A 24,865-nucleotide genomic window follows, 5' to 3' on the forward strand; every position below is an offset into this window, starting at 1 on the left:
CGCTCCCGAGGTTGTCAGATGTTCTGCCGCTCACCCTTCGGATCGAAGAACACCGAAGACACGATTTCCGCCTCGATCACGCTGCCATCGGCCAGCGGTGCGAACACCCGCTCGCCCATGCGCTTGAGACCGCCCTTGACCACACCCATGGCAAACGAATAACCGAGGGAGTTGTGCGCGTAGCTGGAGGTCACGTGGCCGACCATGGTCATCGGGATCGCCTGCTTGGTGTTGAACACCAGTTGCGCGCCTTCCGGCAGCCATTTGGTCGGATCGATCGGCTTGAGACCCACCAATTGTTTGCGCTGATCTTTCACGCAATCTTCACGGTTCATGCCGCGCTGGCCGATCCACGAGAACGGTTTGGTGCGACCGACACACCAGCCCATGTTCAGGTCATCCGGGGTCATCGAGCCGTCGGTGTCCTGGCCGACGATGATGAAGCCCTTCTCGGCACGCAGCACGTGCATGGTTTCGGTGCCGTACGGCGTCAGGTTGTACTGCTTGCCGGCCTCGACGATTTTCTCCAGCACGCCCATCGCATAATCGGCCTGCACGTTGACTTCGTACGACAGCTCACCGGTGAACGAGATACGGAACACCCGCGCCGGCACATCGCCGACCAGACCTTCTTTCCAGGTCATGAACGGGAACGCTTCGTTGCTCAGATCGATGTCAGTCACGGCGCTGAGCAGCTTGCGGCTGTTCGGCCCGGACAGGGTCATCGTCGCCCAGTGGTCGGTGACCGACGTGAAGTACACCTTCAGTTCCGGCCATTCGGTCTGGTGGTACAGCTCCAGCCACTGCAGTACGCGCGCGGCGCCGCCGGTGGTGGTGGTCATGACGAAATGGTTGTCGGCCAGACACGCGGTCACACCGTCGTCGAAGACCATGCCGTCTTCCTTGCACATCAGACCGTAGCGAGCCTTGCCCACGTCGAGCTTGGTCCAGGCGTTGGTGTACACGCGGTTGAGGAACTCGCGGGCATCTGGGCCTTGGATGTCGATCTTGCCGAGGGTCGAGGCATCGAGCAGGCCAACGCTGTCGCGCACGGCTTTGCATTCGCGCTTCACCGCCGCGTGCAGGTCTTCGCCGTTTTTCGGGAAGTACCAGGGACGTTTCCACTGGCCGACGTCTTCAAACTCGGCGCCGTTCTTCACATGCCAGGCATGCAGCGCGGTGTAGCGCACCGGTTCGAAGATGTGCCCGCAATGCCGACCGGCCACGGCGCCGAAGGTCACCGGCGTGTAGTTCGGACGGAACATGGTGGTGCCCATCTGCGGGATGGTCACGTTCAGCGAACGGGCGGCAATGGCCAGACCGTTGACGTTGCCGAGCTTGCCCTGATCGGTGCCGAAGCCCAGCGCGGTGTAGCGTTTGACGTGCTCGACCGACTCGAAACCTTCGCGGGTCGCCAGTTCGATGCCACCGGCGGTGACGTCGTTCTGGAAGTCGACGAACTGCTTCGGTGCTCGCGCCGAGTTCTTCTCGTGCGGCACCTGGAACAGCGCCAGGGTCGGCTCTTCGAGACGGCTCAGGGCTTTCGGCAACACGCCTTCGACAGTCTGGAAACCGGCTTCGGCGGCAGCGCGCACGCCACCTTCAAAACCGTCGGCCAGCGAATCGCCGAGCGCGTAGACGCCATTGACGCCACCGACGCACACGCGCTTCTGCGGTGCTTCGCCCGGTACGAAACCGAGAATGTCTTCACGCCAGACCGGTTTGCCACCGAGGTGCGAAGCCAGGTGAACCACCGGGCTGTAACCGCCGGAGCTGGCCACCAGATCGCAATCGAGCCACTCGCCCGGACTGGTTACGGCGTGGGCCTTTACGTCAATCGCGGCGACGCGTGCAGCGGTCACTCGCTTGCTGCCACGCACCTCGATGACGGCGCTGCCGGTGAGGATGCGAATGCCTTTGGCGCGCGCTTCTTCGACCAATGCACCGCGCGGATTGCTGCGGGCGTCAGCGATCGCCACCACTTGCAGACTGGCATCGAGCCAATCCAGAGCGACGCGATAGGCGTGATCGTTGTTGGTCGACAGCACCAGTTTCTTGCCTGGCGCTACGCCATAACGACGCACGTAGGTCGACACCGCACCGGCGAGCATGTTGCCCGGCACATCGTTGTTGCCGTAGACCAGTGGACGCTCGTGGGCGCCTGTCGCCAGCACCACGCGCTTGGCGCGGACACGGTGGATGCGCTGACGCACCTGTCCGATCGGCGCGCGGTCACCGAGGTGATCGGTGAGGCGTTCGTGAATGGTCAGGAAGTTGTGGTCGTGGTAACCGTTGACCGTGGCGCGCGGCAACAGCAGCACGTCCGGGGTGTTCTTCAATTCAGCGATGACGCTGGCAACCCATTCCATCGCCGGTTTGCCGTCGAGGCTTTCGCGCGAGTCGAGCAGGCTGCCGCCGAACTCTTCCTGCTCATCGGCCAGAATCACGCGGGCACCGCTGCGCGCAGCGGCCAGGGCTGCGGCGAGACCGGCCGGGCCGGCACCGACGATCAGCACGTCGCAGTGCTGGTTCATGTAGTCGTAGGTGTCCGGATCGTTCTCGGTCGGCGAACGGCCGAGGCCGGCAGCCTTGCGGATGTACTTCTCGTAAGTCATCCAGAACGATTGCGGGTACATGAAGGTTTTGTAGTAGAAACCCGGCGGCATCAGCTTGCCGCCGACCTTGCCGAGAATCCCCATCATGTCGTTGTTGACGCTCGGCCAGCCATTGGTGCTGGTGGCGACCAGGCCCTGATACAACGCCTGTTGCGTGGCGCGCACGTTGGGAATCTGCGTGGCTTCGGTGGCACCGATCTGCAGCACAGCGTTCGGCTCTTCGGAACCAGCCGCGAAGATGCCGCGAGGGCGCGAATACTTGAAGCTGCGGCCGATGATGTCGACGCCGTTGGCGATCAGGGCAGCGGCCAGCGAGTCGCCTTCATAGCCTTTGTAGGTCTGGCCGTTGAAGGTGAAGCTCAGCACTTTGTTGCGGTCGATCCGTCCACCGTTGGACAGGCGATTGGTCTGGCTCATACCTTCTCTCCCAGCGCCGTCGTGGCTGTTTTTGCAGTGCCAGCCTTGTCGGTGAATTGCGGCTTCTCGCCGATCTTGTAGCTCTCGAGAATCTCGTAGGTCACGGTATCGCGAGTGACGTTGAAGTACTGGCGGCAACCGGCAACGTGGTCCCACAACTCGTGGTGCAGACCGCGCGGGTTATCGCGGAAGAACATGTAGTCGCCCCACTCTTCATCGGTGCAGGCGTTCGGATCCAGCGGACGCGGGATATGCGCCTGACCGGATGCGTGGAATTCCTCTTCAGAGCGCAGTTCGCCGCAGTGAGGACAGAAGATATGCAACATGGGGATTTCTCCTGTTAGTGGGCAACCGCAGCAGCGCCGTGTTCATCGATCAACGCACCGTTGTGGAAACGGTCGATGGAGAAAGGTGCAGCCAATGGGTGCATTTCACCCTTGGCCAGACTCGCGGCAAACACGTTGCCCGAGCCGGGTGTGGCCTTGAAGCCACCGGTGCCCCAACCGCAGTTGAAGAACATGTTCGGTACCGGCGTCTTGGAAATGATCGGGCAGGCATCCGGAGTGGTGTCGACGATGCCGCCCCACTGGCGGTTCATGCGTACGCGGGACAACACCGGGAACATCTCGACGATGGCCTGGATGGTGTGTTCGATCACCGGGTACGAACCACGCTGGCCGTAGCCGTTGTAGCCGTCGATACCGGCGCCGATCACCAGGTCGCCCTTGTCGGACTGGCTGATGTAACCGTGTACGGCGTTGGACATGATCACACTGTCGATAATCGGTTTGATCGGCTCGGACACCAGCGCTTGCAGCGGGTGGGATTCGATCGGCAGGCGGAAACCGGCAAGCTTGGCCATGTGCCCGGAGTTACCGGCCGTCACCACGCCGACGCGTTTGGCGCCGATGAAACCCTTGTTGGTTTCAACGCCGATGCACACGCCATTTTCCTTGCGGAAACCGATCACTTCGGTCTGCTGGATCAGGTCCACGCCCAAGGCATCGGCGGCACGGGCGAAGCCCCACGCCACGGCATCGTGACGGGCGACGCCGCCGCGACGCTGCACGGTGGCGCCCATGATCGGGTAGCGGGTGTTTTTCGAGCAGTCCAGGTACGGAATCTCGTCCGCAACCTGCTTGGCGTCGAGCAGTTCGCCGTCGACGCCGTTGAGGCGGTTGGCGCTGACCCGACGCTCGGAATCACGGATGTCCTGCAGGGTGTGGCACAGGTTGTAGACGCCACGCTGGGAGAACATCACGTTGTAGTTGAGATCCTGCGACAGGCCTTCCCACAATTTCATCGCGTGTTCGTAGAGGTGCGCCGACTCGTCCCACAGGTAGTTGGAACGCACGATGGTGGTGTTGCGCGCGGTGTTACCGCCGCCGAGCCAGCCTTTCTCGACCACGGCGACATTGGTAATGCCGTGCTCCTTGGCCAGATAGTAGGCCGTCGCCAGGCCGTGCCCGCCGCCGCCGACGATGACCACGTCGTAGACTTTTTTCGGGGTGGGCGTGCGCCACATGCGCTGCCAGTTTTCGTGGTGGCTGAGCGAGTGTTTGAACAGGCCGAAGCCGGAATAGCGTTGCATAGTCATTACTCCAAAACCGACTCAGCGATAAACCGGGAAGTCTGCGCACAGGGCCGAGACCTGCTGGGCGACATTGGCCTCGACATCGGCGTCGCCGAGGTTGTCGAGGATGTCGCAGATCCAGCCGGCGAGGGTTTCGCATTGGCTGACCTTGAAGCCGCGTGTGGTCACCGCGGGGGTGCCGATGCGCAGGCCCGAGGTCACGAACGGCGACTGCGGATCGTTCGGCACGGCATTCTTGTTCACCGTGATGTGGGCACGGCCCAGCGCGGCGTCGGCGTCCTTGCCGGTCAGGCCCTGACGGATCAGGCTGACCAGGAACAGATGGTTGTCGGTGCCGCCGGAGACCACATCGTAGCCACGCTTGATGAACACGCTGGCCATCGCCTGGGCGTTGTCGATCACTTGCTGCTGATAAGCCTTGAAGCCAGGCTCCAGCGCTTCCTTGAAGCACACCGCTTTACCGGCGATGACGTGCATCAGCGGGCCGCCCTGGGCGCCGGGGAAAACGGCGGCGTTGAGCTTCTTCTCGATCTCTTCGTTGGACTTGGCCAGGATCAACCCACCACGCGGACCGCGCAGGGTCTTGTGCGTGGTGGTGGTGACCACGTCGGCGTACGGCAGCGGGTTCGGATACAGGCCAGCAGCGACCAGACCGGCGACGTGGGCCATGTCGACGAACAGCAGCGCGCCGACCTTGTCGGCGATCTGACGGAAGCGCGGGAAGTCCAGAGTTTTCGAGTAAGCAGAGAAACCGGCAACGATCATTTTCGGTTTGCACTCGACGGCCAGACGCTCGACTTCGACGTAGTCGATCAGCCCGGTGTCGGTGTTGATGCCGTACTGCACAGCGTTGTAGAGCTTGCCCGAGGACGACACTTTCGCGCCGTGGGTCAGGTGACCGCCGTGGGCCAGGCTCATGCCGAGGATGGTGTCACCCGGCTGGATCAGCGCCAGATACACGGCGCTGTTGGCCGAGGAGCCGGAGTGCGGCTGGACGTTGGCATAGTCGGCGCCAAACAGTTGCTTGGCGCGTTCGATGGCCAGCGCTTCGACTTTATCCACATGCTCGCAGCCGCCGTAGTAGCGCTTGCCCGGATAGCCCTCGGCGTATTTGTTGGTCAGGCCGCTGCCTTGCGCCTGCATGACGCGCTTGCTGGTGTAGTTCTCCGACGCGATCAGCTCGATGTGATCTTCCTGACGTTGCTCCTCGGCATTCATCGCCGCCAGCAGTGCATCGTCGTAACCCTGGATCTGGTCTTGCTTGCTGAACATCGCGTCTCTCCCAGCGGCATCTGTGCGCCATTCGTCTCGGTAAGGCACTGGCAATGATGGCAGTGCCCTTTGATGCGATGGTATGACCGGCACAGACAGCTCAAATGCCTGCGGACGCCACGCAAAGGTGCGTTTACGACATGGCTGGAAATGACCTTGTGGGAGCTGGCTTGCCAGCGATGGCGGCGGCACATCTGGCATGGATGGTGGCTGAACCACCGCTATCGCTGGCAAGCCAGCTCCCACAGGGTTAAGCGGCGAGCTGGCGGATAAGTAGCAGCAGGAGGAAATGCGCGGGATACAGCGCATACGCCCAGCGCCGCATCGGTGGAGGCTGGAGATGTCGCCCATGTCGCAACAAGAACATTCCGAGCATCGGCGCAAACAGACATGTCGCCAGGCCGAGAATCGCCACGCTGTTGCCGAAACGCGCCGATTCGAGCAGCACCTGCCATTGGTTCGCCCCCAGACACACCAGCCCCGGCAACAGGCTGAAATACCGGGGTCGGCGGAACACCAGCAGCATCGCCAATGGCAACAATACGCCGAAGAAACCGAACATCAGTCGTTCTGAAAAAACCGCCGCAACCACTAGCGCGGCCAGCGCGAGCAACCGTGGCACCGACGCTGAGTCCTGCCAGCCGCGCGCCACCAGCAAGCCCAGCGCCAGCGTCGGCATCACGTTGAACGTGTCAGGGTCGGGGATATAAAAGCGATAAGGGATTTCGCTGATTGCACTGAACAGCAACAGCCAGCCCAGATAGCGCCATTCCATTTTGCGCGAACCGTCTCGTGCCAGATTCGCCGCCATCGCCAGGCAAAACCATGGAAACGCTAGGCGACCCGGCACATACAACCAATCGGCGGAGAAGCCGACATATCGCAGGTGATCGAGCAACATGCTCAGCAACGCCAGCCATTTGAGCAGATCCAGGGCGCCGTCGCGTTGGCTCAGGTGCATAATCGGCCCATAAACTGGTAATTTTCCCCACCCGACATCGCATGTGCTCCCCGGAAGATCTTCGGTAAAGTGCGCATCCTCATTGACCACGAGCCTTCACAAGAGTCTCGATTACGGAAGCCGGCCATGACCGACAAGAGCCAACAATTCGCCAGCGACAACTATTCCGGGATCTGCCCGGAAGCCTGGGCTGCCATGGAACAGGCCAACCACGGCCACCAGCGCGCTTACGGCGACGATGAATGGACCGCCCGCGCGGCGGATCATTTCCGCAAACTGTTCGAAACCGACTGCGAAGTGTTCTTCGCCTTCAACGGCACCGCCGCCAACTCGCTGGCCCTGTCGTCGCTGTGCCAGAGTTACCACAGCGTGATCTGCTCGGAAACCGCCCACGTCGAAACCGACGAATGCGGCGCTCCGGAATTCTTCTCCAACGGCTCGAAGCTGCTGATCGCCGGCACTGAAAACGGCAAGATCACCCCGCAATCGATCCGCGAAGTCGCACTCAAGCGTCAGGACATCCACTACCCGAAACCGCGCGTGGTGACCCTGACCCAGGCCACCGAAGTCGGCAGCGTCTACACCCCGGAAGAAGTCCGCGCCATCAGCGCAACCTGCAAGGAACTGGGCCTGCACCTGCACATGGACGGCGCGCGGTTCTCCAACGCCTGCGCATTCCTCGGCTGCTCGCCCGCCGACCTGACCTGGAAAGCCGGCGTCGACGTGCTGTGCTTCGGCGGCACGAAAAACGGCATGGCGGTGGGTGAAGCGATCCTGTTCTTCAACCACAAACTGGCCGAAGACTTCGACTACCGCTGCAAGCAGGCCGGGCAACTGGCGTCGAAAATGCGCTTTTTGTCGGCACCGTGGGTCGGCATTCTGGAAAACGACGCTTGGCTCAAATACGCCCGCCACGCCAACCACTGCGCGCAACTGCTGGCAGAACTGGTCAGCGACATTCCCGGCGTCGAACTGATGTTCCCGGTGCAGGCCAACGGCGTGTTCCTGCAACTGTCCGAGCCGGCCATCGCTGCATTGACTGCAAAGAACTGGCGCTTTTACACCTTCATCGGCAAGGGCGGCGCACGTTTCATGTGCTCCTGGGACACCGAAGAAGAGCGCGTGCGCGAACTGGCGCGCGATATTCGCGAGGTCATGTCGGCCTGATTCCCACCGCATTGATCGTTCCCACGCGCAGCAAAGGAATGTCTCCCGGGACGCTCCGCGTTCCAGCCTCACCATTATCGACAAGGTCAAGACCGCTATGACGCAGAGCGTCAGTGGCTGCATTCCCACGCAGAGCGTGGGAACGATCTTAGGTCGGGAATGACTTTTCCCACTGTAGTTGCAGACGTCTCTTCTAGCACGTTCCCTACTCCGGCCTCACCCTGATCGTTCCCACGCTCTGCGTGGTAACGCATCCCGGGACGCTCCGCGTTCCATCTCATTCGCACCGCAAGATTCAAGGATCGAATCCCATGGGCCGCAACCGCTATACGATTACCGAAAGCGACAAACCGCATTTCCTGACCTGCACCGTAATGGAGTGGTTGCCGTTATTCATTCGCCCGTACATCGTTGAGCACCTGCTCAACTGCTGGCGATATCAACAGGCTCATCATGACTTGAAGCTATACGGCTACGTGATTCTGGAAAACCACCTGCACTTCGTCGCCCAAGCATCCGATCTGAGCAAATGCCTCAGCCAGTTCAAATCCTTTACCGCGCGGCAGATCATCAACGACTTGCAAACCAAAGGCGCCGACAAAGCCTTGCAGCGCCTGCGCTTCAGCAAGCGTGCGCACAAACAGGATCGGGTTTATCAGCTATGGCAAGAAGGTGCACACGCAGAGATGGTCTACAGCGAATCGGTGATGCGCCAGAAACTTGAATACATCCACAACAACCCGGTGAAACGCGGATATGTGGATTTACCGGAGCATTGGCGTTATTCGAGTGCCAGGGACTACGCGGGAATCGAGGGTATGATCGAGATTCAGCGCTGGTATTGAAATGGGACGCGGAGCGTCCCGGGCGGCATTCCCACGCGGAGCGTGGGAACGATCATAAAAGCCTCAGAACTCAATCCGCACATCCCCCTTCGGCACGCTGCAGCACGACAGGATAAACCCTTCGGCCTCGTCATCCTCGGTAATCCCGCCGTTGTGCTCCATCTCCACTTCGCCGCCCAGTTTCATCACCTTGCATGTCCCGCAAATGCCCATGCCGCAGGCTTTCGGGATCATCAGGCCGAGTTTGGCGGCTGCCGCGTGGACGGTTTCGCCCGGGCCGACGCGGATGCTCTTGCCGGACGCGGTGAATTCCACCTGGTGCAGATCCGCGGCGTCGATTTCCGGCGCATCGGCGGCTTGTTCGGCCTGTTCCACCGCGTCGGCGCGGGCCTCGGGTGGCGTGGCGCCGAAGGATTCTTCGTGGTAGCGCGACATGTCGTAGCCGGCCGCTTCCAGCAGGCGTTTGACCGCAGTCATGTATGGCGTCGGGCCGCAGCAGAACACTTCGCGTTCGAGGAAGTCCGGAACCATCAGTTCGAGCATCTTGTGGTTCAGGTAACCGCGATAACCGGCCCATGGCTCACCGAGGCCGTGCTTTTCGCAGATCAGGTGCAGGCTGAAGTTGTCGATCCGCGACGCCATGTGCTCAAGCTCGCGGTGGTAAATGATGTCTTTCGGCGAGCGCGCGCTGTGCACGAAGGTCATGTCGACGTTGGCGTTGGTGTCGTAGAACCAGCGCGCCATCGACATGCACGGGGTGATGCCGACGCCGCCGCTCAAATACAGAACCTTCGGGCTCGGGAAGTCGATCGCGTTGAACAGCCCGACCGGGCCGTGCACCGCCAGCTCCTGACCTTCATGCAAAGTGTCGTGCAACCAGTTCGAGACCTTGCCGCCCGGCACGCGTTTGATCGTCACCGAAAAGCTGTACGGCACCGACGGCGAGCTGGAAATCGTGTACGAGCGCATGATCGGCTGGCCTTCGATTTCCAGCTCCAGCGTGACGAACTGCCCCGGCTTGAAGAAGAACAGGATCGGCTGGTCGGCCATAAAGCAGAAGGTGCGCACATCCCAGGTTTCCTGGATGACTTTGACGCAACGGACAATGTGTCGGCCATTGGCCCAGGTCTGGGTGGTGACCGGATTCAGGAAGCTGTTGGACATGCTGTTCTCCACGGCCGACTGTCGGCCTCTTGTCGGCGATTCTGCGTATAGCGCAGACCGCGCGTTTACCTATCCGCGACATTGACATACTTATCGCGACCAGCCCTTGAACACCGGGGCTTGCGCGTCGGGAACAGATTGCGCCATGTCGCGCATGGATAAGGTTCCCCCCAGCGCCGGCCCCACACTCGCCCCAACACAAGACGACTTCTTTACACCTTGCGTAGCAACCGTTTTGCAGCACACCTGATCAGCCACTTTCGCCGGCCACGCAGAGGGCCATGAGGATTACATCGATGGACGTCACCGCAAAAATCAGCCTGGGCGATCCGCTGGAACCCGCACGCAAGGCCACCGCACAAATGCTCCAGGAGCGCGAGCGCACTTTTTCGCTGCCACAGCCGTTCTACAGCGACGAGCGCCTGTTCGATATCGATATGCAGGAGATCTTCCAGAAGGAATGGTTGATCGCCGGCATGACCTGCGAGATCCCGGCCAAGGGCAACTACCTGACCCTGCAGGTCGGCAAGAACCCGATCATCGTCATTCGTGGCGCCGAGGGCGTGGTGCACGCGTTCCACAACGTTTGCCGCCACCGTGGCTCGCGCCTGTGCACCAGTGAAAAAGGCAAAGTCGCCAAACTGGTCTGCCATTACCACCAGTGGACTTACGAACTGGACGGTCGCCTGCTGTTCGCCGGCACCGAGATGGGCGCCGACTTCGACATGAAGCAGTACGCCCTGAAACCGGTGAACGTGGAAACCGCTGGCGGCTACATCTTCATCAGCCTGGCAGAGAACCCGCCGGCCATCGATGACTTCCTGTCGACGCTCAACCATTACATGGAACCGTACGACATGGAGAACACCAAGGTGGCGATTACCACCACCTTGATGGAGAAAGCCAACTGGAAACTGGTGCTGGAAAACAACCGCGAGTGCTACCACTGCAACGCATCGCACCCGGAACTGTTGAAAACCCTGCTGGAGTGGGACGACGTCACCGATCCGCGCGCCGATCAGGCGTTCAAGGATCACGTCGCCGCCTCCGCCGCTGCCTGGGAAGCGGAAAAGATCCCTTACGCTCACGCCAGTTTCGGCTTGCGCAACCGTATCGTGCGCATGCCGCTGCTCAAGGGCACCGTATCGATGACCCTCGACGGCAAGCAAGGCTGCGCGAAACTGATGGGCCGCATCAAGAACCCGGACCTGGGCTCGATGCGCATCCTGCACCTGCCGCACTCGTGGAACCACTGCATGGGCGATCACATCATCGTCTTCACCGTGTGGCCGATCAGCGCTCAGGAAACCATGGTCACCACCAAGTGGCTGGTGCACAAGGATGCGGTGGAAGGTGTCGATTACGACGTCGAGCGCATGCGCCAGGTGTGGGACGCGACCAACGATCAGGATCGGCGTCTGGCTGAGGAAAACCAGCGCGGGATCAACTCCACCGCTTACCAACCGGGGCCTTATTCCAAGACCTATGAATTCGGCGTGGTCAACTTCGTCGACTGGTACAGCGAGCGGATGTTGAACAACCTCGGGGCAGAGCCTGCGCCTTACCTAAAAGGCGTACCGGTTCAGGGCTGATCAGGAGCAAAAGATCGCAGCCTGCGGCAGCTTCTACAGGTGGAATGCATTCCCCTGTGGGAGCGAGCCTGCTCGCGAAGGCGTCCTGACCTACATCACAAGTCTGATTGATCAATTTCCGATCAACCACCCCCGCCCCCATACCCACCAAGCCCTCCAGCCTTCCGCAAACAAGTTATCCACAGACCCGCCCACAGCAAATGGGGGTAACTGTGGATGACTTGAAAATTATCCTGCTGATTTGCAAAGAAAAACCGTGACTTATCCATAAGCATGGTTTCTGAAAACGATTGGTTGTTTTTTGATCGAATCGCTGTAGACCTAGTATTTAAAGGCCTCTAGCAGGTAGCAAACACGTTACCCACAGAAGCGCCAACAGAGATCGGGGGTAACTTTGGCTGGCCTGTGGAAAAAACCGTGCGGACGGGGAAAAGTGCTCTTGCGGGACGCTTTCTTTGCTTGGATAGCTCATTTGATCAGGAAATGATCAACCTTCCGTAAGCCTTGTTCCATATGGCCTACAGCTGATAGCGAACATCTTATCCACAGAAGCGCCAACAGAGATTGGGGGCAAGTTCTCGATTTATACCGAGGGAAAAGCCTCACAAATCCGAGAGTTACGCTGATCGTTTTTTGATCTTATGGCTGGAAGGCTTGAATGGCGTGGGGTGCGCGGAAGGGCGAACACGTTATCCACAGCTTCGCCAACAGAGAATGTGGGTAAGCCGCTTCCCCTCACCCCAACCCTCTCCCAAAGGGAGAGGGGGCCGACCGCGTCGACTGGTGAGGTTACATCGACCTGAAACATTGTATTGATCTCAGGCTTGGCCAGACCAAGGCCACCGCCATGTCGCAGGTCGGTGTACTTGGCCAATTCGCCGCGGTAGGTCCCCTCTCCCTCTGGGAGAGGGCTAGGGTGAGGGGCTTTTCAGCGGACAACGCCCTCTTCAATCAGCAGCTTCAGAATCGCCTCCGCCCCAGCCTGTGCGGTGACGCCTTTGAGCACCTGCCCGCCGCCGCCACTGGCCTTGGCCGTCGCGGCCTTCATCCGGTCGGCGCCGCTCTTCGCCTTGATCACCTTCAAGCGCTTGGGCCGTGGCTTGGCCGGCTGCAGTGTGGCGACGGCCATCAATTGGTCCTCCACCACTTCAACGTCATCGGCGGCCAATTCGCCCCGTCGTGCCGGGCCATACGCGCTCTGCCGAGGCTTCGGCGCGGCGTTATCCACAGTGGCCAGAAACGGCAGTTTGACCTTCAAGCGGCGTCGCTGGCCGCGCGGCAACGCTTGCAGGACCAGCGCTGAACCATCATTGATCGATTCGACCTGCGCCAGGCCCACCACCAGCGGCCAGCCCAGACCTTCGGCCAGCAGGAACGGCAACATCCCCGAACCTTCGCCGGTTTCCGCCTGGCTGCCGGTCAGCACCACTTGCGCTCCGGCATCGCGCAGGTACGCGGTCAGCGCCGGCAAGGCGTCGGCGCCAGCGGGTTGTTCCAGCACATGCAGCTGTTCCAGGCCCATGCCCAGATAGGCACGCAGGGCCGGTTCGGCTACATCACCGGCGTGCAGCACTTGCAGGTTATCCCCAGCCAGTTGCAGGCCCAGTTCCACCGCGCGCGCATCCTGATCGGCGCGCCGTGGCCGACCCGAGGTCGGGTGAGCGCCGATTGAAACCAGACTGATAACGTTCGTGTTCATAGGGTTTCCTTAAGCCGCATCGCGCTTGGCTTCGTTGCGGTAAGCCGCGACCGCTTCGATCAACGCTTGCAGAATCTCTGCGCTTTCGCCGATCACCGAGAGGTCGGCACGCTTGATCATGTCGCAACCCGGATCGAGGTTGATCGCCACCACCTTGTCGCAGGCGCCAATGCCTTGCAGGTGCTGGATCGCGCCAGAGATACCCACAGCCACATAGACCCGCGCAGTGACCCAGGTGCCGGACGCGCCGACCTGGCGATCCCGGGCCATGAAGCCATCGTCCACCGCAACCCGCGAAGCGCCTTCGGTGGCGCCGAGGGCTGCGGCGGTTTCGTGGAACAACTGCCAGTCCTTGACGCCGTTACCGCCGGAGAAGATGAACTCGGCTTCGGCCATCGGAATCGCCGCCGGATCTACCGCCACTGCGCCGAGATCTTCGATGCGCGACAAGCTGCGCGCAACGCTTGTGGATAACTCCACTGGCAACGCTTCGTGACGAGTTTCGCTGACCGGTTCTGCGCATTCGGCAGCGGCGAGAATCAACCGCGCCACTGGACGCGCCAGGTCTTGCAATCCGGCCCCGGCGCGGCCGATGCACTCCTGATCCTTGACCTGCCAGACCCGCGTGGCCGGGCGCTCACCCAACGCTGCAGCAAAGCGCCGGCCGAGTTCGCCGCCACCGCTGCGGCTGTCCGGCAGCAACCAGTGACGCGGGTTGAATTGGTTATCCACAGCGCGCAAGCCCTGCACCCGTTGTTCCGGTGCATAACCGCTGAATTCCTCGCCTGCCAGCACCAGCAGGCGATCGACGCCAGCAGTTTCGAAAGCGCTTTCCTTGTGCTCGCCGAACACCACAGCAAGCACCGCACCATCGCTGCCGGCCAGTTGGTGAGCGAGGCCGAGCAGATCGCGGTCGTGGCTGCTCAGGCGACCACCGACCATATCCGGCACCACACTGATGTAGAACGCCGGGGCCGGTACCTGATGCAGCGGCAACTGCACTTCAACAGCAGCCGAGCGTTTGACCGCCCCACCCTGCTGCGCACCGCTGCGGTCGATCCGTTTGATGCCGTTGGGGCCGATAAAACCCATGCCGTGCAGATTCTTGCGGATGACGCCATTGGGCCCCATCCAGCTGTGCTGCGCCGGTTGCATCGCCGCGTGCAGTGGGTGCAAACGGTTACGGGCAATCCATTCGGCGCGCGGGTCGCGGCGGATAATGTCGCTCATCAGTGCACCTCCGCAGGTTCACGTTTGGCCGGCGTGGCAGGCTTGCTTGGCGCGGCGTCCTCGAGCAACGCGTCGGCGACCAGTTCGGCGATGTCCTTGATCAGCGGACGCGGTTCGACCACGCCTTCGAGCATCGCCGTGCACTGTGGACAACCCACCGCCACCAGTTCGGCGCCGGTTTCGCGGATGTCTTCCATGCGCATGTCGGGGATGCGCTGCTTGCCCGGAATGTCAGTGATCGGCGCGCCGCCGCCACCGCCGCAGCAGCGCGAGCGGAAGCCGGAACGTTGCATCTCTTTGACTTCGATGCCGAGGGCACGCAGCACTTCGCGCGGCGCTTCGTACTCGCCGTTGTAGCGGCCCAGGTAGCACGGATCGTGATAGGTCACGCTGTTGCCTTTGTGCTGGCCGAGGTTGAGCGCGCCGGCCTGAATGATCTCGGCCATGTAGCTGCTGTGGTGCTGCACCAGGTAGTTGCCATCGAAGGCGCCGTACTCGTTTTTCAGCACATGGAAACTGTGCGGATCGCAGGTGACGATGCGGTTGAAGCTGTATTTGGCCAACGTCTGGATGTTGCGCTTGGCCAGCAACTGGAACGTAGCCTCGTCGCCGAGACGCCGCGCCACATCACCACTGTCGCGCTCTTCGAGGCCGAGCACGGCGAAGTCGATGTTTGCCGCTTTCAGCACTTTGACGAACGCGCGCAGGGTGCGCTGGTTGCGCATGTCGAAGGCGCCGTCGCCGACCCAGAACAGCACGTCGGTGGATTTCTTCTCACTGAGCAGATTGAGGTTCAGATCCGCCGCCCAGTTCATCCGCCCGCCCGGGGCGAAACCGCCGGGGTTATCGGTGGCGATCAGGTTTTCGAGGACTTCGGCACCCTTGTTCGGCGTCGCACCTTTTTCCAGGGTCAGATGCCGGCGCATGTCGACGATCGCATCGACGTGCTCGATCATCATCGGGCACTCCTCGACGCAGGCACGGCAGGTGGTGCAAGACCACAGGGTTTCGGCGTCGACCAGACCGTTGACGATCGGTTGATGCGGACTGCCGCCATGCTCGCCGATCGGTTTGCCTGGATACGGGCTGCCGGCGAACTTCGCGTCGGTGCCGCCGGCGAGGCCAACGACCATGTCCTGAATCAGTTTTTTCGGGTTCAGCGGCTGGCCGGCGGCGAAGGCCGGGCAAGCCGCTTCGCACTTGCCGCACTGCACGCAGGCGTCGAAACCGAGCAACTGGTTCCAGGTGAAATCCTTGGGTTTTTCCACGCCCAGCGGCGCATCGGGATTGTTCAGGTCCAGCGGTTTCAAACCGGTCGAGCGCCCGCCGCCGAAGCGTTCCGGGCGACGGTGCCAGGCCAGGTGCAGCGCACCGGCAAAGGCGTGCTTCATCGGCCCGCCCCAGGTCATGCCGAAGAACAGCTCCGCCACGCCCCACAGCACGCCAACACCGAGGATGGCGGCGAGCAGCCAGCCGCCGAAGTTTTCCGGCAGGATCCCGGCGACCGGAAGGGTCACCAGGAAAAACGACGCGGAGAAGGCCAGCAGGCTTTTCGGCAGGCGCATCCACGGGCCTTTCGACAGACGTGCAGGCGGATTGATCCGGCGCAGGTACATGAAGATCGCGCCGACGAACATCACCGCCGACATCAGCAGCAAGGCGTAGCCAAGGATGCGGTTATGCAGGCCGAAACCGTGCACCAGAATGGCCAGCACAATCGACGCCACCGCACCGCCCGCCGTGGCGACGTGGGTGTTGGCAATGTATTTGTCCCGCGCGACGACGTGGTGCAGGTCGACCATGTAGCGCTTGGGCATGGCCAGCAGACCGCCGAGCAGATCGACCTTCGAGGCTCGGCCCCGACGCCACATGTTCATCCGCCGCAACGCGCCGAGGACCGCAAGGCCCAGGGCTGCGAACAACAGGATTGGAAGAAGGGTGTTCAACATGGTGAAGCTCCCACCAGACAGCCTGGAGAAACACGGCGTTCGATGATCGTTCCCACGCTCTGCGTGGGAATGCAGCCCGGGACGCTCCGCGTCCCAAAGCGGACGCAGAGCGTCCAGTGAGGCATTCCCACGCAGAGCGTGGGAACGATCGGTTAGCCAGCCTTAAAAGTCTTTACACAGTCTGAGTGCGTCATAGATCGCGGCATGGGTATTACGCTGCGCCACGCAGTCGCCGATGCGGAACAGCAAGTAGCCGTCGCCCGCTTCGCTCAGCGAAGGTTGCGGCTGGATCGCGAACAGCGCTTCGACGTCGATCTGGCCCTTGTTGCGCGAGCCGTCCTTGAGCGCGTAGTAGATTTCCTCGTCCGGGCGCACGCCGTTTTCGACGACCACCTGATCGACCACCCGTTCCTCTTTCGCGCCGGTGTATTCGTTCTCCAGCACCGCGATCAGCTTGTCGCCTTCGCGGTAGACCTTCTCCAGCATCATGTCGCCGGTCATGATCACTTCTTTCGGGTACATGCTGCGGTAGTAGGTCGGGAACGACGTGCCGCCGATGGCCACGCCCGGTTTGATGTCGTCGGTGACGATCTCGACCTGGCTGCCCTTGTCGGCGAGGAAGTCGGCGACCGACATGCCGGTGAACTCGCAAATGGTGTCGTAGACCAGCACGTTCTTGCCCGGCGCAACCTTGCCGTCGAGCACGTCCCAGCTGCTGACCACCAGCCCTTCGGCCGCGCCCCAGTGTTCGTTCTGCTCAAGGTACGGATGACCGCCGACCGCCAGCACCACGACATCCGGACGCAGGTCCATGATGGTGTCGGCATCCGCCGCCGTGCCCAGGCGCAGATCGACTTTCAGCCGCGCCAGTTCCAGCTGGAACCAGCGGGTGATGCCGGCGATCTGGTCACGCTGCGGTGCTTTCGATGCGGTGGTGATCTGCCCGCCGATGAAGTCTTTTTTCTCGAACAGCGTGACGTCGTGGCCACGCTCGGCAGCCACGCGTGCGGCTTCCATCCCGGCCGGGCCGGCACCAACGATCACCACCTTGCGTTTCGGCCCGGTGGATTTCTCGATGATGTGCGGCACGCCCATGTATTCACGGGAGGTCGCGGCGTTCTGGATGCACAGCACGTCCAGGCCCTGATACTGACGGTCGATGCAATAGTTGGCGCCGACGCACTGCTTGATCTGGTCGATCTGGCCCATCTTGATCTTGGCGATCAGGTGCGGGTCGGCGATGTGCGCGCGGGTCATGCCGACCATGTCGACGTAACCGCCCTCAAGGATGCGCGTGGCCTGGTTCGGGTCCTTGATGTTCTGCGCGTGCAGCACCGGCACCTTGACCACTTCCTTGATCCCGGCAGCCAGGTGCAGGAACGGCTCCGGTGGATAACTCATGTTCGGAATAACGTTGGCCAGGGTGTTGTGGGTATCGCAACCCGAGCCGACCACGCCGATGAAATCGAGCATGCCGGTGTCGTCGTAATACTTGGCGATCTGCTTCATGTCCTCGTGGGACAAGCCGTCCGGGTGGAACTCGTCACCGCACAGACGCATGCCCACGCAGAAGTCGTCACCGACCTCGGCGCGCACGGCTTTCAAGACTTCCAGGCCGAACTTCATCCGCCCTTCGAAGGTGCCGCCCCATTCATCGGTACGCTTGTTGACGCGCGGGCTCCAGAACTGGTCGATCATGTGCTGGTGCACGGCCGACAGTTCGACGCCATCGAGGCCACCAGCCTTGGCCCGGCGCGCAGCCTGGGCGTAGTTGCCGATCACTCGCCAGATCTCTTCCGGCTCGATGGTTTTGCAAGTGGCGCGGTGCACCGGTTCACGGATGCCCGACGGCGACATCAAGGTCGGCCAGTTGAAACCGTCCCAGCGCGAGCGACGGCCCATGTGGGTAATCTGGATCATGATCTTGGCGCCATGCTTGTGCATGGCGTCGGCCAGATTCTGGAAGTGCGGAATGATCCGGTCGGTGGACAGATTGACCGAACTCCACCATTCCTGCGGGCTGTCGATCGCCACGACGGACGAACCGCCGCAGATGGCCAGGCCGATACCGCCCTTGGCTTTCTCTTCGTAGTATTTGACGTAGCGGTCGGTGGTCATGCCACCGTCAGTCGCGTAGACCTCGGCGTGCGCGGTGCTGAGCACGCGGTTGCGGATGGTCAGTTTGCCGATCTGGATCGGCTGGAACATTGCTTCGAAAGCCATGGCACGGTCCTCGGCTTACAACGGCTTGACGATGAACAAGCCGTCATCGTGGCCCTCTTCGGAGCCTCCGTAGACTTGTTCGGCGACAGTACGGATCTTGCTGCCACGGGCTTCGAGAATCTGGTCCATGGCGCCGGCGAACCAGCCGGTGAACATGTAATCAACCTTGCGCCCGACCTTGCCGTAGACATAGACGAATGCCGAGTGCTCGAGCTTGACGCTGGCGGTGCCCTTGTCGAGGTCGATGTCCTGAATCTTGAACAGGCCCCAGCCGCGCTGCGACAGGCGCTTCATGTAGTGCTCGAACACCGCGACGCCTTCCAGACCGTGGCATTCGGCTTCCTTTTCACACCAGTGCCAGGCGGATTTGTAGCCGGCCTTGTAGAGGATCTCGGCATAGGCTTCAGCGCCGAGCACTTCCTCGATGCCCATGTGGTTGTTGACGAAAAAGTGACGCGGCACATAGAGCATTGGCAGGGCGTCGGAGGTCCAGACACCGGTCTCGCTGTCGACTTCGATTGGCAATTGCGGGGCGATCTTGGCCATGGAAACTTAACTCCAGAAAAATGATGGTTCAGTGTTGGCCGCGGCCCTCACCCCAGCCCTCTCCCGCAGGAGAGGGGGCAGATCGGCGGCGGTCTTGAGAAAGCGTTATTCGCCCCAGACGTTCTTAAGAACGCTTACCCAGTTCTCGCCCATGATCTTGCGCACCACGCGCTCGGAATGGCCGCGCTTGAGCAGGGTTTCAGTGAGGTTGGGGAATTCGCCGACGGTGCGGATGCCCAGCGGGTTGATGATCTTGCCGAAGCTGGTCAGGCGGCGGGCGTAGCCCTTGTCGTGGGTCAGGTATTCGAAGAAGTCCTGGCCGTGACCCTGAGTGAAATCGGTGCCGATACCGATGGCGTCTTCGCCAACGATGTTCATGGTGTATTCGATAGCTTCGGCGTAATCGTCGATGGTCGAATCGATGCCCTTGGCGAGGAACGGCGCGAACATGGTCACGCCGACAAAACCGCCGTGGTCGGCAATGAACTTCAGCTCTGCATCGGATTTGTTGCGCGGATGCTCTTTGAGACCCGATGGCAGGCAGTGCGAGTAGCAGACCGGTTTTTTCGATTCGAGAATGACTTCTTCGGAGGTCTTGGAACCGACGTGGGACAGGTCGCACATGACGCCGACGCGGTTCATCTCGGCAACGATCTCGCGACCGAAACCTGACAGGCCGCCATCACGCTCGTAGCACCCGGTGCCGACCAGATTCTGGGTGTTGTAGCACATCTGCACGATGCCAACGCCGAGCTGCTTGAACACCTCGACATAGCCGATCTGGTCTTCGAAAGCGTGGGCATTCTGGAAGCCGAAGAGGATACCGGTCTTGCCCTGCTCCTTGGCCCGACGGATGTCGGCGGTGGTGCGCACCGGCATCACCAGATCGCTGTTCTCACGGATCAGTTTCTGGCTGGCAGCAATGTTGTTCACGGTCGCCTGAAAGCCTTCCCACACCGACACAGTGCAGTTGGCCGCCGTCAGACCGCCCTTGCGCATGTCTTCGAACAGCTCGCGGTTCCATTTGGCAATGATCAGACCGTCGATAACGATGCTGTCGGCGTGTAATTCGGCTGGGCTCATCAGGCGTCCCCTTATTGGCGATTCATGCGCCGAATCGTCTGCCGGCGCTTTGGGGCCAGCATATGCCTCGGTGCCGGGGCGACCGGGTGCAAAAACGACAGGGGAATTGCCGAAAGCGTCAATCCGCGACAAAGGGTCGTCAGCCGCCCTCCTCGGCTGGCTGTTCAAGCCCGCGCGCTTGCGCCAGAATCTGCCGCAGCCTGCACCTACCAACGGATTAGAGCGACCCCAATGAAATCGATCTTCCTCGCCCTGGCACTGATTGCGACCGGCGCCCACGCCGCCGAAGAATCCGAGAACAACCCGTGCGACGCGGTGGAAAACGACATCCAGACCCTGGAATGCTCCGCCTACAGCCGCAGCACCGCCGAAGACCTGCTCAAAGACAACTACGCCAGCCTCAGCGAACGCATGCAGACCGCCTACGGCAAGAACCCGACGCAACTGGCCGACATCACCGCCAAACTGAAAACCGCCCAGCAACAATGGTTGAAGACGCGGGATGCGGATTGCGCGGTGGAAGCGTTCCCGGCAACGGCGGGGAGCAAGGCGTTCACCATTGCGCAGAATGATTGCGTGGCGCGGATGAGTGATGAGCGGTCGGAGTTTTTGGAGTCGATCGGGCAGGAGTGAGTGTTTGAGCTGTAAGCTGAACCTCTTAAGCCAGTCTAAGGATTCCCATGAACATCTGCGGCATTGAAATCAAAGGCAGCGAAGCGATCATCGCCGTGGCGGCGCTCGACGGTTCGACGTTGAGCCACGTCCCTCTCGCCACGAAGAAGATTGCTCTGGATGACGATGACGAGGCGGCGAACGTGCGGCGGTTTGCGGCGCAGGTGGCGTCGTTTGTGCGGGAAAACTCGGTGGACCGGATCGCGATCAAAAAGCGCAGCAAAAAGGGCGAGTTTGCCGGTGGGCCGACGACGTTCAAGATCGAGGGCGTGTTTCAACTGCTTGATGGTTGTGAGGTGACGCTGCTGTCGCCGCAGACGATCAATGCCCAGGCCAAGAAGCACAATTTCGAGCTGCCGGGGACGTTGAACAAATATCAGCATGAGGCTTACAAGGCGGCGTGTTCGGCGTTGGTGAAGAAATAACCCGATTCCCGAAATCACCTTCGAACCTGTGGGAGCGGGCTTGCCCGCGATGGCGGTGTGTCCGGCAATAACAATATTGGATGTGCTGGCCTCATCGCGGGCAAGCCCGCTCTCACAGGGTTCTAGGGTGTCGCTGAAACCATTCACGCCTGCGCGGTACGCCGGTCTTCGCGCGGGCAGCGGGCGAAACGTGCGCGATAGCTGCGGGTGAAATACGACGGTGATTCAAAACCGCAGGCAATGCTCACTTCGAGCACGCTCATGTCGGTCTGGCGCAGCAGTTGCCGGGCCTTCTCAAGCCTTAACCGCAAATAGAAGTTGCTCGGCGTATCGTTCAGGTGCAGCCGGAACAAACGCTCCAGTTGCCGCCGGGTCACCTTGATCGACTCGGCCAGTTGTAGCGTGGTCAGCGGCGGTTCGCTGTGCTGTTCCATTTCGCCGATCACCTGCACCAGTTTCTTGTTGTTGATCCCGTAACGCGTGGCGACTTCCATGCGCTGGTGATCCTTGCGCGGGCGGATGCGCCCGAGCACAAACTGCTCGCTGACCTGAATCGCCAGTTGCGCGCCGTGGGCCTGGGCGATCAGGTCGAGCATCAGATCAATCGAGGCCGTACCTCCCGCCGAGGTGATCCGCCGCCGGTCGATCTCAAACAGTTCCTGGGTCACGCTGAGCTGTGGATAAGACTCCTTGAACGCATCGATCGCCTCCCAGTGCAGGGTCAGGCGATGGCCATCGAGCAGGCCCGCTTCGGCGAGGACGAAGCTGCCGGTGTCGATGGCGCCGAGGGTTACGCCGTCCTTGTCCAGCCTGCGCAACCAGTGCTCCAGCGTCGGCGTGATGAACTTCAGCGGTTCGAAGCCGGCCACCACCAGCAAGGTCGCGCCTTTCTTCAGCGGCTCCAGTGCCGCATCGGCGTTGACCGACATGCCGTTGCTCGCCAGTACCGCGCCGCCATCGGCGCTGAGCACATGCCAGCGGTACAACTCGCCGCGAAAGCGGTTGGCCACGCGCAACGGTTCGATCGCGGAAATAAAGCCGATGGCGGAGAACCCCGGCATCAGCAAAAAGTAGAAATCCTGGGGCATGGGCGCACTCGGTTGGCGGGTCGCGTGGCTCGTTGATACGCCGATTATCGGCGGCGTTCAAGCGTGCAGGTCGCTACAGTGCAAATGCCAGTCGCCGCAGTGCGCTTTCACGGGTGCATAGCTGCGTAACTTGGCCTCACCGGCGCGCAGATGCCGGGAACCACAATAATCGAACTGCCGAGGAACCCGACATGAAACGACTGATCAGCAGCTGCGTTCTTGCACTCAGCGGTACCGCTTTCTTCAGCACCGGCGTGATGGCGGCCGAACCGGCCTCCTGCAAGAACGTACGCATGGGCGTGGTCAACTGGACTGACGTGATCGCCACCAGTGCCATGACCCAGGTCCTGCTCGACGGCCTCGGCTACAGCACCAAACAGACCAGCGCCTCGCAGCAGATCATCTTTGCCGGGATTCGCGATCAGCGCCTGGACTTGTTCCTCGGCTACTGGAACCCGCTGATGACCCAGACCATCACGCCATTCGTCGAGGCCAATCAGGTCAAAGTGCTCGAAGCACCGAGCCTGAAAGACGCCCGCGCCACCCTCGCCGTGCCGACCTATCTGGCTGACAAGGGCCTGAAAACCTTCGCTGACATCGCCAAATTCGAGAAGGAATTGGGGGGCAAGATCTACGGCATCGAGCCAGGCTCAGGTGCCAACACGCAGATCAAAGCGATGATCGCCAAGAACCAGTTTGGTCTGGGCAAATTCCAGCTGGTCGAATCGAGCGAGGCCGGCATGCTCGCCGCCGTCGATCGCGCCGTGCGCCGCAAGGAAGCCGTAGTGTTCTTCGGCTGGGCGCCGCACCCGATGAACGTCAATATCCAAATGACCTATCTGACTGGTAGCGAAGACGCCCTCGGCCCGAACGAAGGCATGGCCACGGTGTGGACGGTCACGTCACCGAAGTACGCTGAGCAATGCCCAAACATCGGCCGCCTGCTGGCCAACCTGACCTTCACCGCCGAATCCGAGAGCCGGATGATGCAGCCGCTGCTCGATCACAAGGATGCCTTCGAGTCGGCAAAGCAGTGGCTCAAGGATCACCCCGAAGACAAACAGCGCTGGCTTGAAGGTGTGACGACTTTCGATGGCAAACCGGCTGCTGAAAACCTCCAGCTGACCAGCAAATAACCTTGCGATCAAAAGCCCCCTCACCCTAGCCCTCTCCCAAGGGAGAGGGAATTCAACGACGCTTCGCAGCCCCGCCACGGGCTGCGGACAGATCCATCACGCCTGAAGGAAACGCACCATGAACCACGACGTCATCATCACCTGCGCACTCACCGGTGCTGGCGACACGACCGCCAAGAGCCCACACGTGCCGGTCACCCCGAAACAGATTGCCGCTGCTGCGGTGGAAGCGGCCAAGGCCGGTGCCACCGTCGTGCACTGCCATGTGCGCGACCCGCAGACCGGCAAGTTCAGCCGTGACGTGGCGCTGTACCGCGAAGTGATGGAGCGCATCCGCGAGGCGGACGTCGACATCATCGTCAACCTCACCGCCGGGATGGGCGGCGACCTGGAAATCGGCCCTGGCGAGAAGCCGATGGAGTTCGGCCCGAACACCGATCTGGTCGGTCCGCTGACCCGTCTCGCCCACGTTGAAGAACTGCTGCCGGAAATCTGCACCCTCGATTGCGGCACGCTGAACTTCGGCGACGGCGACACCATTTACGTCTCTACCCCGGCGCAACTGCGCGCCGGCGCCAAGCGCATCACCGAACTGGGGGTGAAGGCCGAGCTGGAGATTTTCGATACCGGGCATCTGTGGTTCGCCAAGCAGATGATCAAGGAAGGCTTGCTCGACAACCCGCTGTTTCAACTGTGCCTGGGCATCCCGTGGGGCGCGCCGGCCGACACCACCACGATGAAAGCCATGGTCGACAACCTGCCCGCCGACGCGGTGTGGGCCGGCTTCGGCATCGGCCGCATGCAGATGCCGATGGCGGCGCAAGCGGTGCTGCTGGGCGGCAACGTGCGGGTCGGGCTGGAGGACAACCTGTGGCTGGACAAAGGCGTGCTGGCGACCAATGGCCAATTGGTTGAACGCGCCACGGAAATCCTCAGCCGCCTCGGTGCCCGCGTGCTGACGCCGGCCGAAGGTCGCAAAAAAATGGGCCTGACCCAGCGCGGCTGAACCTCACCTTATTTCCCTGTGAACATAAATTTTGTGGTGAGGGGATTTATCCCCGATGGGTGGCGAAGCCGCCCCAAAACCTGACAACCCGGGGCATCAGATAGACCGAGAGCACAGGTTTTACGACTGCTTCGCAGCCGATCGGGGATAAATCCCCTCGCCACGAGAACAGAGTTTCCAC

20 protein-coding genes are annotated in these 24,865 nt (G+C 61.4%); 7 read left to right on the plus strand and 13 right to left on the minus strand.

All coding sequences use genetic code 11. The features are described from left to right. Positions 1 to 14 precede the first annotated feature (14 nt). The 5 genes from D8U61_RS14630 to D8U61_RS14650 form a co-directional block, all read right to left on the minus strand. Positions 15 to 3,032 (minus strand): sarcosine oxidase subunit alpha, encoded by a 3,018-nt coding sequence (locus D8U61_RS14630; RefSeq protein WP_130927172.1) that lies wholly within the window; start codon positions 3,030 to 3,032, stop codon positions 15 to 17. Next, positions 3,029 to 3,358 (minus strand): sarcosine oxidase subunit delta, encoded by a 330-nt coding sequence (locus tag D8U61_RS14635; RefSeq protein ID WP_016772830.1) that lies wholly within the window; start codon positions 3,356 to 3,358, stop codon positions 3,029 to 3,031. The genes D8U61_RS14630 and D8U61_RS14635 overlap by 4 nt, the downstream gene beginning before the upstream one ends. A 14-nt stretch (positions 3,359 to 3,372) precedes the next feature. Then, complete coding sequence (locus D8U61_RS14640) at positions 3,373 to 4,623, minus strand: sarcosine oxidase subunit beta (RefSeq protein WP_016772829.1); 1,251 nt, start codon at positions 4,621 to 4,623, stop codon at positions 3,373 to 3,375. Between the two features lie 21 nt (positions 4,624 to 4,644). Next, positions 4,645 to 5,898, minus strand: a complete 1,254-nt coding sequence (gene glyA / locus D8U61_RS14645; protein WP_130927173.1) for a serine hydroxymethyltransferase — start codon at positions 5,896 to 5,898, stop codon at positions 4,645 to 4,647. Between the two features lie 250 nt (positions 5,899 to 6,148). Then, positions 6,149 to 6,859, minus strand: a complete 711-nt coding sequence (locus D8U61_RS14650) for a TraX family protein (protein WP_125925477.1) — start codon at positions 6,857 to 6,859, stop codon at positions 6,149 to 6,151. A 126-nt stretch (positions 6,860 to 6,985) separates the two neighbouring features. On the opposite strand from D8U61_RS14650, the gene D8U61_RS14655 reads away from it, so the two are divergent. Both D8U61_RS14655 and D8U61_RS14660 read left to right on the plus strand, forming a co-directional pair. Next, complete coding sequence (locus D8U61_RS14655; protein ID WP_016772826.1) at positions 6,986 to 8,026, plus strand: low specificity L-threonine aldolase; 1,041 nt, start codon at positions 6,986 to 6,988, stop codon at positions 8,024 to 8,026. Between the two features lie 311 nt (positions 8,027 to 8,337). Further along, entirely contained in the window at positions 8,338 to 8,871 is a 534-nt protein-coding gene (locus D8U61_RS14660) for a transposase (protein ID WP_130927174.1), read from the plus strand. 63 nt (positions 8,872 to 8,934) lie between these two features. Here D8U61_RS14660 and gbcB read toward each other — a convergent pair whose 3' ends face one another. Further along, on the minus strand, positions 8,935 to 10,035 hold the full coding sequence (gene gbcB / locus D8U61_RS14665; RefSeq protein ID WP_016772824.1) for a glycine-betaine demethylase subunit GbcB: 1,101 nt from the start codon (positions 10,033 to 10,035) through the stop codon (positions 8,935 to 8,937). Positions 10,036 to 10,331: 296 nt separating this feature from the next. Between gbcB and gbcA the strand changes: the two genes are divergently transcribed. Next, the gene (gbcA, locus tag D8U61_RS14675; protein ID WP_130927175.1) at positions 10,332 to 11,627 is read left to right on the plus strand and encodes a glycine-betaine demethylase subunit GbcA; all 1,296 of its coding nucleotides are present in this window, start codon (positions 10,332 to 10,334) and stop codon (positions 11,625 to 11,627) included. Positions 11,628 to 12,555: 928 nt separating this feature from the next. Here gbcA and D8U61_RS14680 read toward each other — a convergent pair. From D8U61_RS14680 to D8U61_RS14705, 6 genes are all read right to left on the minus strand, one after another. After that, positions 12,556 to 13,326, minus strand: a complete 771-nt coding sequence (locus D8U61_RS14680) for an electron transfer flavoprotein subunit beta (protein WP_130927176.1) — start codon at positions 13,324 to 13,326, stop codon at positions 12,556 to 12,558. Positions 13,327 to 13,335: 9 nt separating this feature from the next. Continuing rightward, positions 13,336 to 14,556 (minus strand): electron transfer flavoprotein subunit alpha/FixB family protein, encoded by a 1,221-nt coding sequence (locus D8U61_RS14685; protein ID WP_130927177.1) that lies wholly within the window; start codon positions 14,554 to 14,556, stop codon positions 13,336 to 13,338. Beyond that, positions 14,556 to 16,505: a dimethylglycine demethylation protein DgcB gene (gene dgcB / locus D8U61_RS14690; protein ID WP_130927178.1), complete on the minus strand. Its 1,950-nt coding sequence runs from the start codon at positions 16,503 to 16,505 to the stop codon at positions 14,556 to 14,558. Before dgcB ends, D8U61_RS14685 begins: the two co-directional genes overlap by 1 nt. Positions 16,506 to 16,667: 162 nt before the next feature. Beyond that, a complete protein-coding gene (dgcA, locus tag D8U61_RS14695) occupies positions 16,668 to 18,728 on the minus strand; it encodes a dimethylglycine demethylation protein DgcA (protein WP_024014595.1) in 2,061 nt (686 codons plus the stop codon). A 15-nt stretch (positions 18,729 to 18,743) separates the two neighbouring features. Then, the gene (locus D8U61_RS14700) at positions 18,744 to 19,274 is read right to left on the minus strand and encodes a 4-vinyl reductase (protein WP_039757633.1); all 531 of its coding nucleotides are present in this window, start codon (positions 19,272 to 19,274) and stop codon (positions 18,744 to 18,746) included. 105 nt (positions 19,275 to 19,379) lie between these two features. Further along, the gene (locus D8U61_RS14705) at positions 19,380 to 20,357 is read right to left on the minus strand and encodes a dipeptidase (protein WP_024014597.1); all 978 of its coding nucleotides are present in this window, start codon (positions 20,355 to 20,357) and stop codon (positions 19,380 to 19,382) included. 231 nt (positions 20,358 to 20,588) lie between these two features. Between D8U61_RS14705 and D8U61_RS14710 the strand changes: the two genes are divergently transcribed. Continuing rightward, positions 20,589 to 20,990 carry a lysozyme inhibitor LprI family protein gene (locus D8U61_RS14710; RefSeq protein ID WP_125925563.1) on the plus strand — a complete coding sequence of 134 codons (402 nt, stop codon included), beginning with the start codon at positions 20,589 to 20,591 and terminating at the stop codon, positions 20,988 to 20,990. Between the two features lie 47 nt (positions 20,991 to 21,037). Continuing rightward, a complete protein-coding gene (locus D8U61_RS14715; RefSeq protein ID WP_016772815.1) occupies positions 21,038 to 21,454 on the plus strand; it encodes a DUF3010 family protein in 417 nt (138 codons plus the stop codon). A 143-nt stretch (positions 21,455 to 21,597) separates the two neighbouring features. Here the strand turns inward: D8U61_RS14715 and D8U61_RS14725 are convergent, their stop codons facing one another. Then, the gene (locus D8U61_RS14725; RefSeq protein WP_123443797.1) at positions 21,598 to 22,542 is read right to left on the minus strand and encodes a GlxA family transcriptional regulator; all 945 of its coding nucleotides are present in this window, start codon (positions 22,540 to 22,542) and stop codon (positions 21,598 to 21,600) included. A 191-nt stretch (positions 22,543 to 22,733) separates the two neighbouring features. On the opposite strand from D8U61_RS14725, the gene D8U61_RS14730 reads away from it, so the two are divergent. Next, complete coding sequence (locus D8U61_RS14730; protein ID WP_024014601.1) at positions 22,734 to 23,678, plus strand: choline ABC transporter substrate-binding protein; 945 nt, start codon at positions 22,734 to 22,736, stop codon at positions 23,676 to 23,678. A gap of 118 nt (positions 23,679 to 23,796) precedes the next feature. Then, positions 23,797 to 24,684: a 3-keto-5-aminohexanoate cleavage protein gene (locus D8U61_RS14735; protein ID WP_024014602.1), complete on the plus strand. Its 888-nt coding sequence runs from the start codon at positions 23,797 to 23,799 to the stop codon at positions 24,682 to 24,684. The last annotated feature ends 181 nt before the right edge of the window (positions 24,685 to 24,865 follow it).

This window comes from Pseudomonas sp. Sample_14, from assembly GCF_004307515.1.
In the GTDB taxonomy this organism is placed as follows: domain Bacteria; phylum Pseudomonadota; class Gammaproteobacteria; order Pseudomonadales; family Pseudomonadaceae; genus Aquipseudomonas; species Aquipseudomonas atacamensis.

Excerpts from the sequence above, each read along its gene's own strand:
- D8U61_RS14630 (WP_130927172.1), bottom strand. The coding sequence starts at position 3,032 with ATGAGCCAGACCAATCGCCTGTCCAACGGTGGACGGATCGACCGCAAC.
- D8U61_RS14635 (WP_016772830.1), bottom strand. The coding sequence starts at position 3,358 with ATGTTGCATATCTTCTGTCCTCACTGCGGCGAACTGCGCTCTGAAGAG.
- D8U61_RS14640 (WP_016772829.1), bottom strand. The coding sequence starts at position 4,623 with ATGCAACGCTATTCCGGCTTCGGCCTGTTCAAACACTCGCTCAGCCAC.
- glyA (WP_130927173.1), bottom strand. The coding sequence starts at position 5,898 with ATGTTCAGCAAGCAAGACCAGATCCAGGGTTACGACGATGCACTGCTG.
- D8U61_RS14650 (WP_125925477.1), bottom strand. The coding sequence starts at position 6,859 with ATGCACCTGAGCCAACGCGACGGCGCCCTGGATCTGCTCAAATGGCTG.
- D8U61_RS14655 (WP_016772826.1), top strand. The coding sequence starts at position 6,986 with ATGACCGACAAGAGCCAACAATTCGCCAGCGACAACTATTCCGGGATC.
- D8U61_RS14660 (WP_130927174.1), top strand. The coding sequence starts at position 8,338 with ATGGGCCGCAACCGCTATACGATTACCGAAAGCGACAAACCGCATTTC.
- gbcB (WP_016772824.1), bottom strand. The coding sequence starts at position 10,035 with ATGTCCAACAGCTTCCTGAATCCGGTCACCACCCAGACCTGGGCCAAT.
- gbcA (WP_130927175.1), top strand. The coding sequence starts at position 10,332 with ATGGACGTCACCGCAAAAATCAGCCTGGGCGATCCGCTGGAACCCGCA.
- D8U61_RS14680 (WP_130927176.1), bottom strand. The coding sequence starts at position 13,326 with ATGAACACGAACGTTATCAGTCTGGTTTCAATCGGCGCTCACCCGACC.
- D8U61_RS14685 (WP_130927177.1), bottom strand. The coding sequence starts at position 14,556 with ATGAGCGACATTATCCGCCGCGACCCGCGCGCCGAATGGATTGCCCGT.
- dgcB (WP_130927178.1), bottom strand. The coding sequence starts at position 16,505 with ATGTTGAACACCCTTCTTCCAATCCTGTTGTTCGCAGCCCTGGGCCTT.
- dgcA (WP_024014595.1), bottom strand. The coding sequence starts at position 18,728 with ATGGCTTTCGAAGCAATGTTCCAGCCGATCCAGATCGGCAAACTGACC.
- D8U61_RS14700 (WP_039757633.1), bottom strand. The coding sequence starts at position 19,274 with ATGGCCAAGATCGCCCCGCAATTGCCAATCGAAGTCGACAGCGAGACC.
- D8U61_RS14705 (WP_024014597.1), bottom strand. The coding sequence starts at position 20,357 with ATGAGCCCAGCCGAATTACACGCCGACAGCATCGTTATCGACGGTCTG.
- D8U61_RS14710 (WP_125925563.1), top strand. The coding sequence starts at position 20,589 with ATGAAATCGATCTTCCTCGCCCTGGCACTGATTGCGACCGGCGCCCAC.
- D8U61_RS14715 (WP_016772815.1), top strand. The coding sequence starts at position 21,038 with ATGAACATCTGCGGCATTGAAATCAAAGGCAGCGAAGCGATCATCGCC.
- D8U61_RS14725 (WP_123443797.1), bottom strand. The coding sequence starts at position 22,542 with ATGCCCCAGGATTTCTACTTTTTGCTGATGCCGGGGTTCTCCGCCATC.
- D8U61_RS14730 (WP_024014601.1), top strand. The coding sequence starts at position 22,734 with ATGAAACGACTGATCAGCAGCTGCGTTCTTGCACTCAGCGGTACCGCT.
- D8U61_RS14735 (WP_024014602.1), top strand. The coding sequence starts at position 23,797 with ATGAACCACGACGTCATCATCACCTGCGCACTCACCGGTGCTGGCGAC.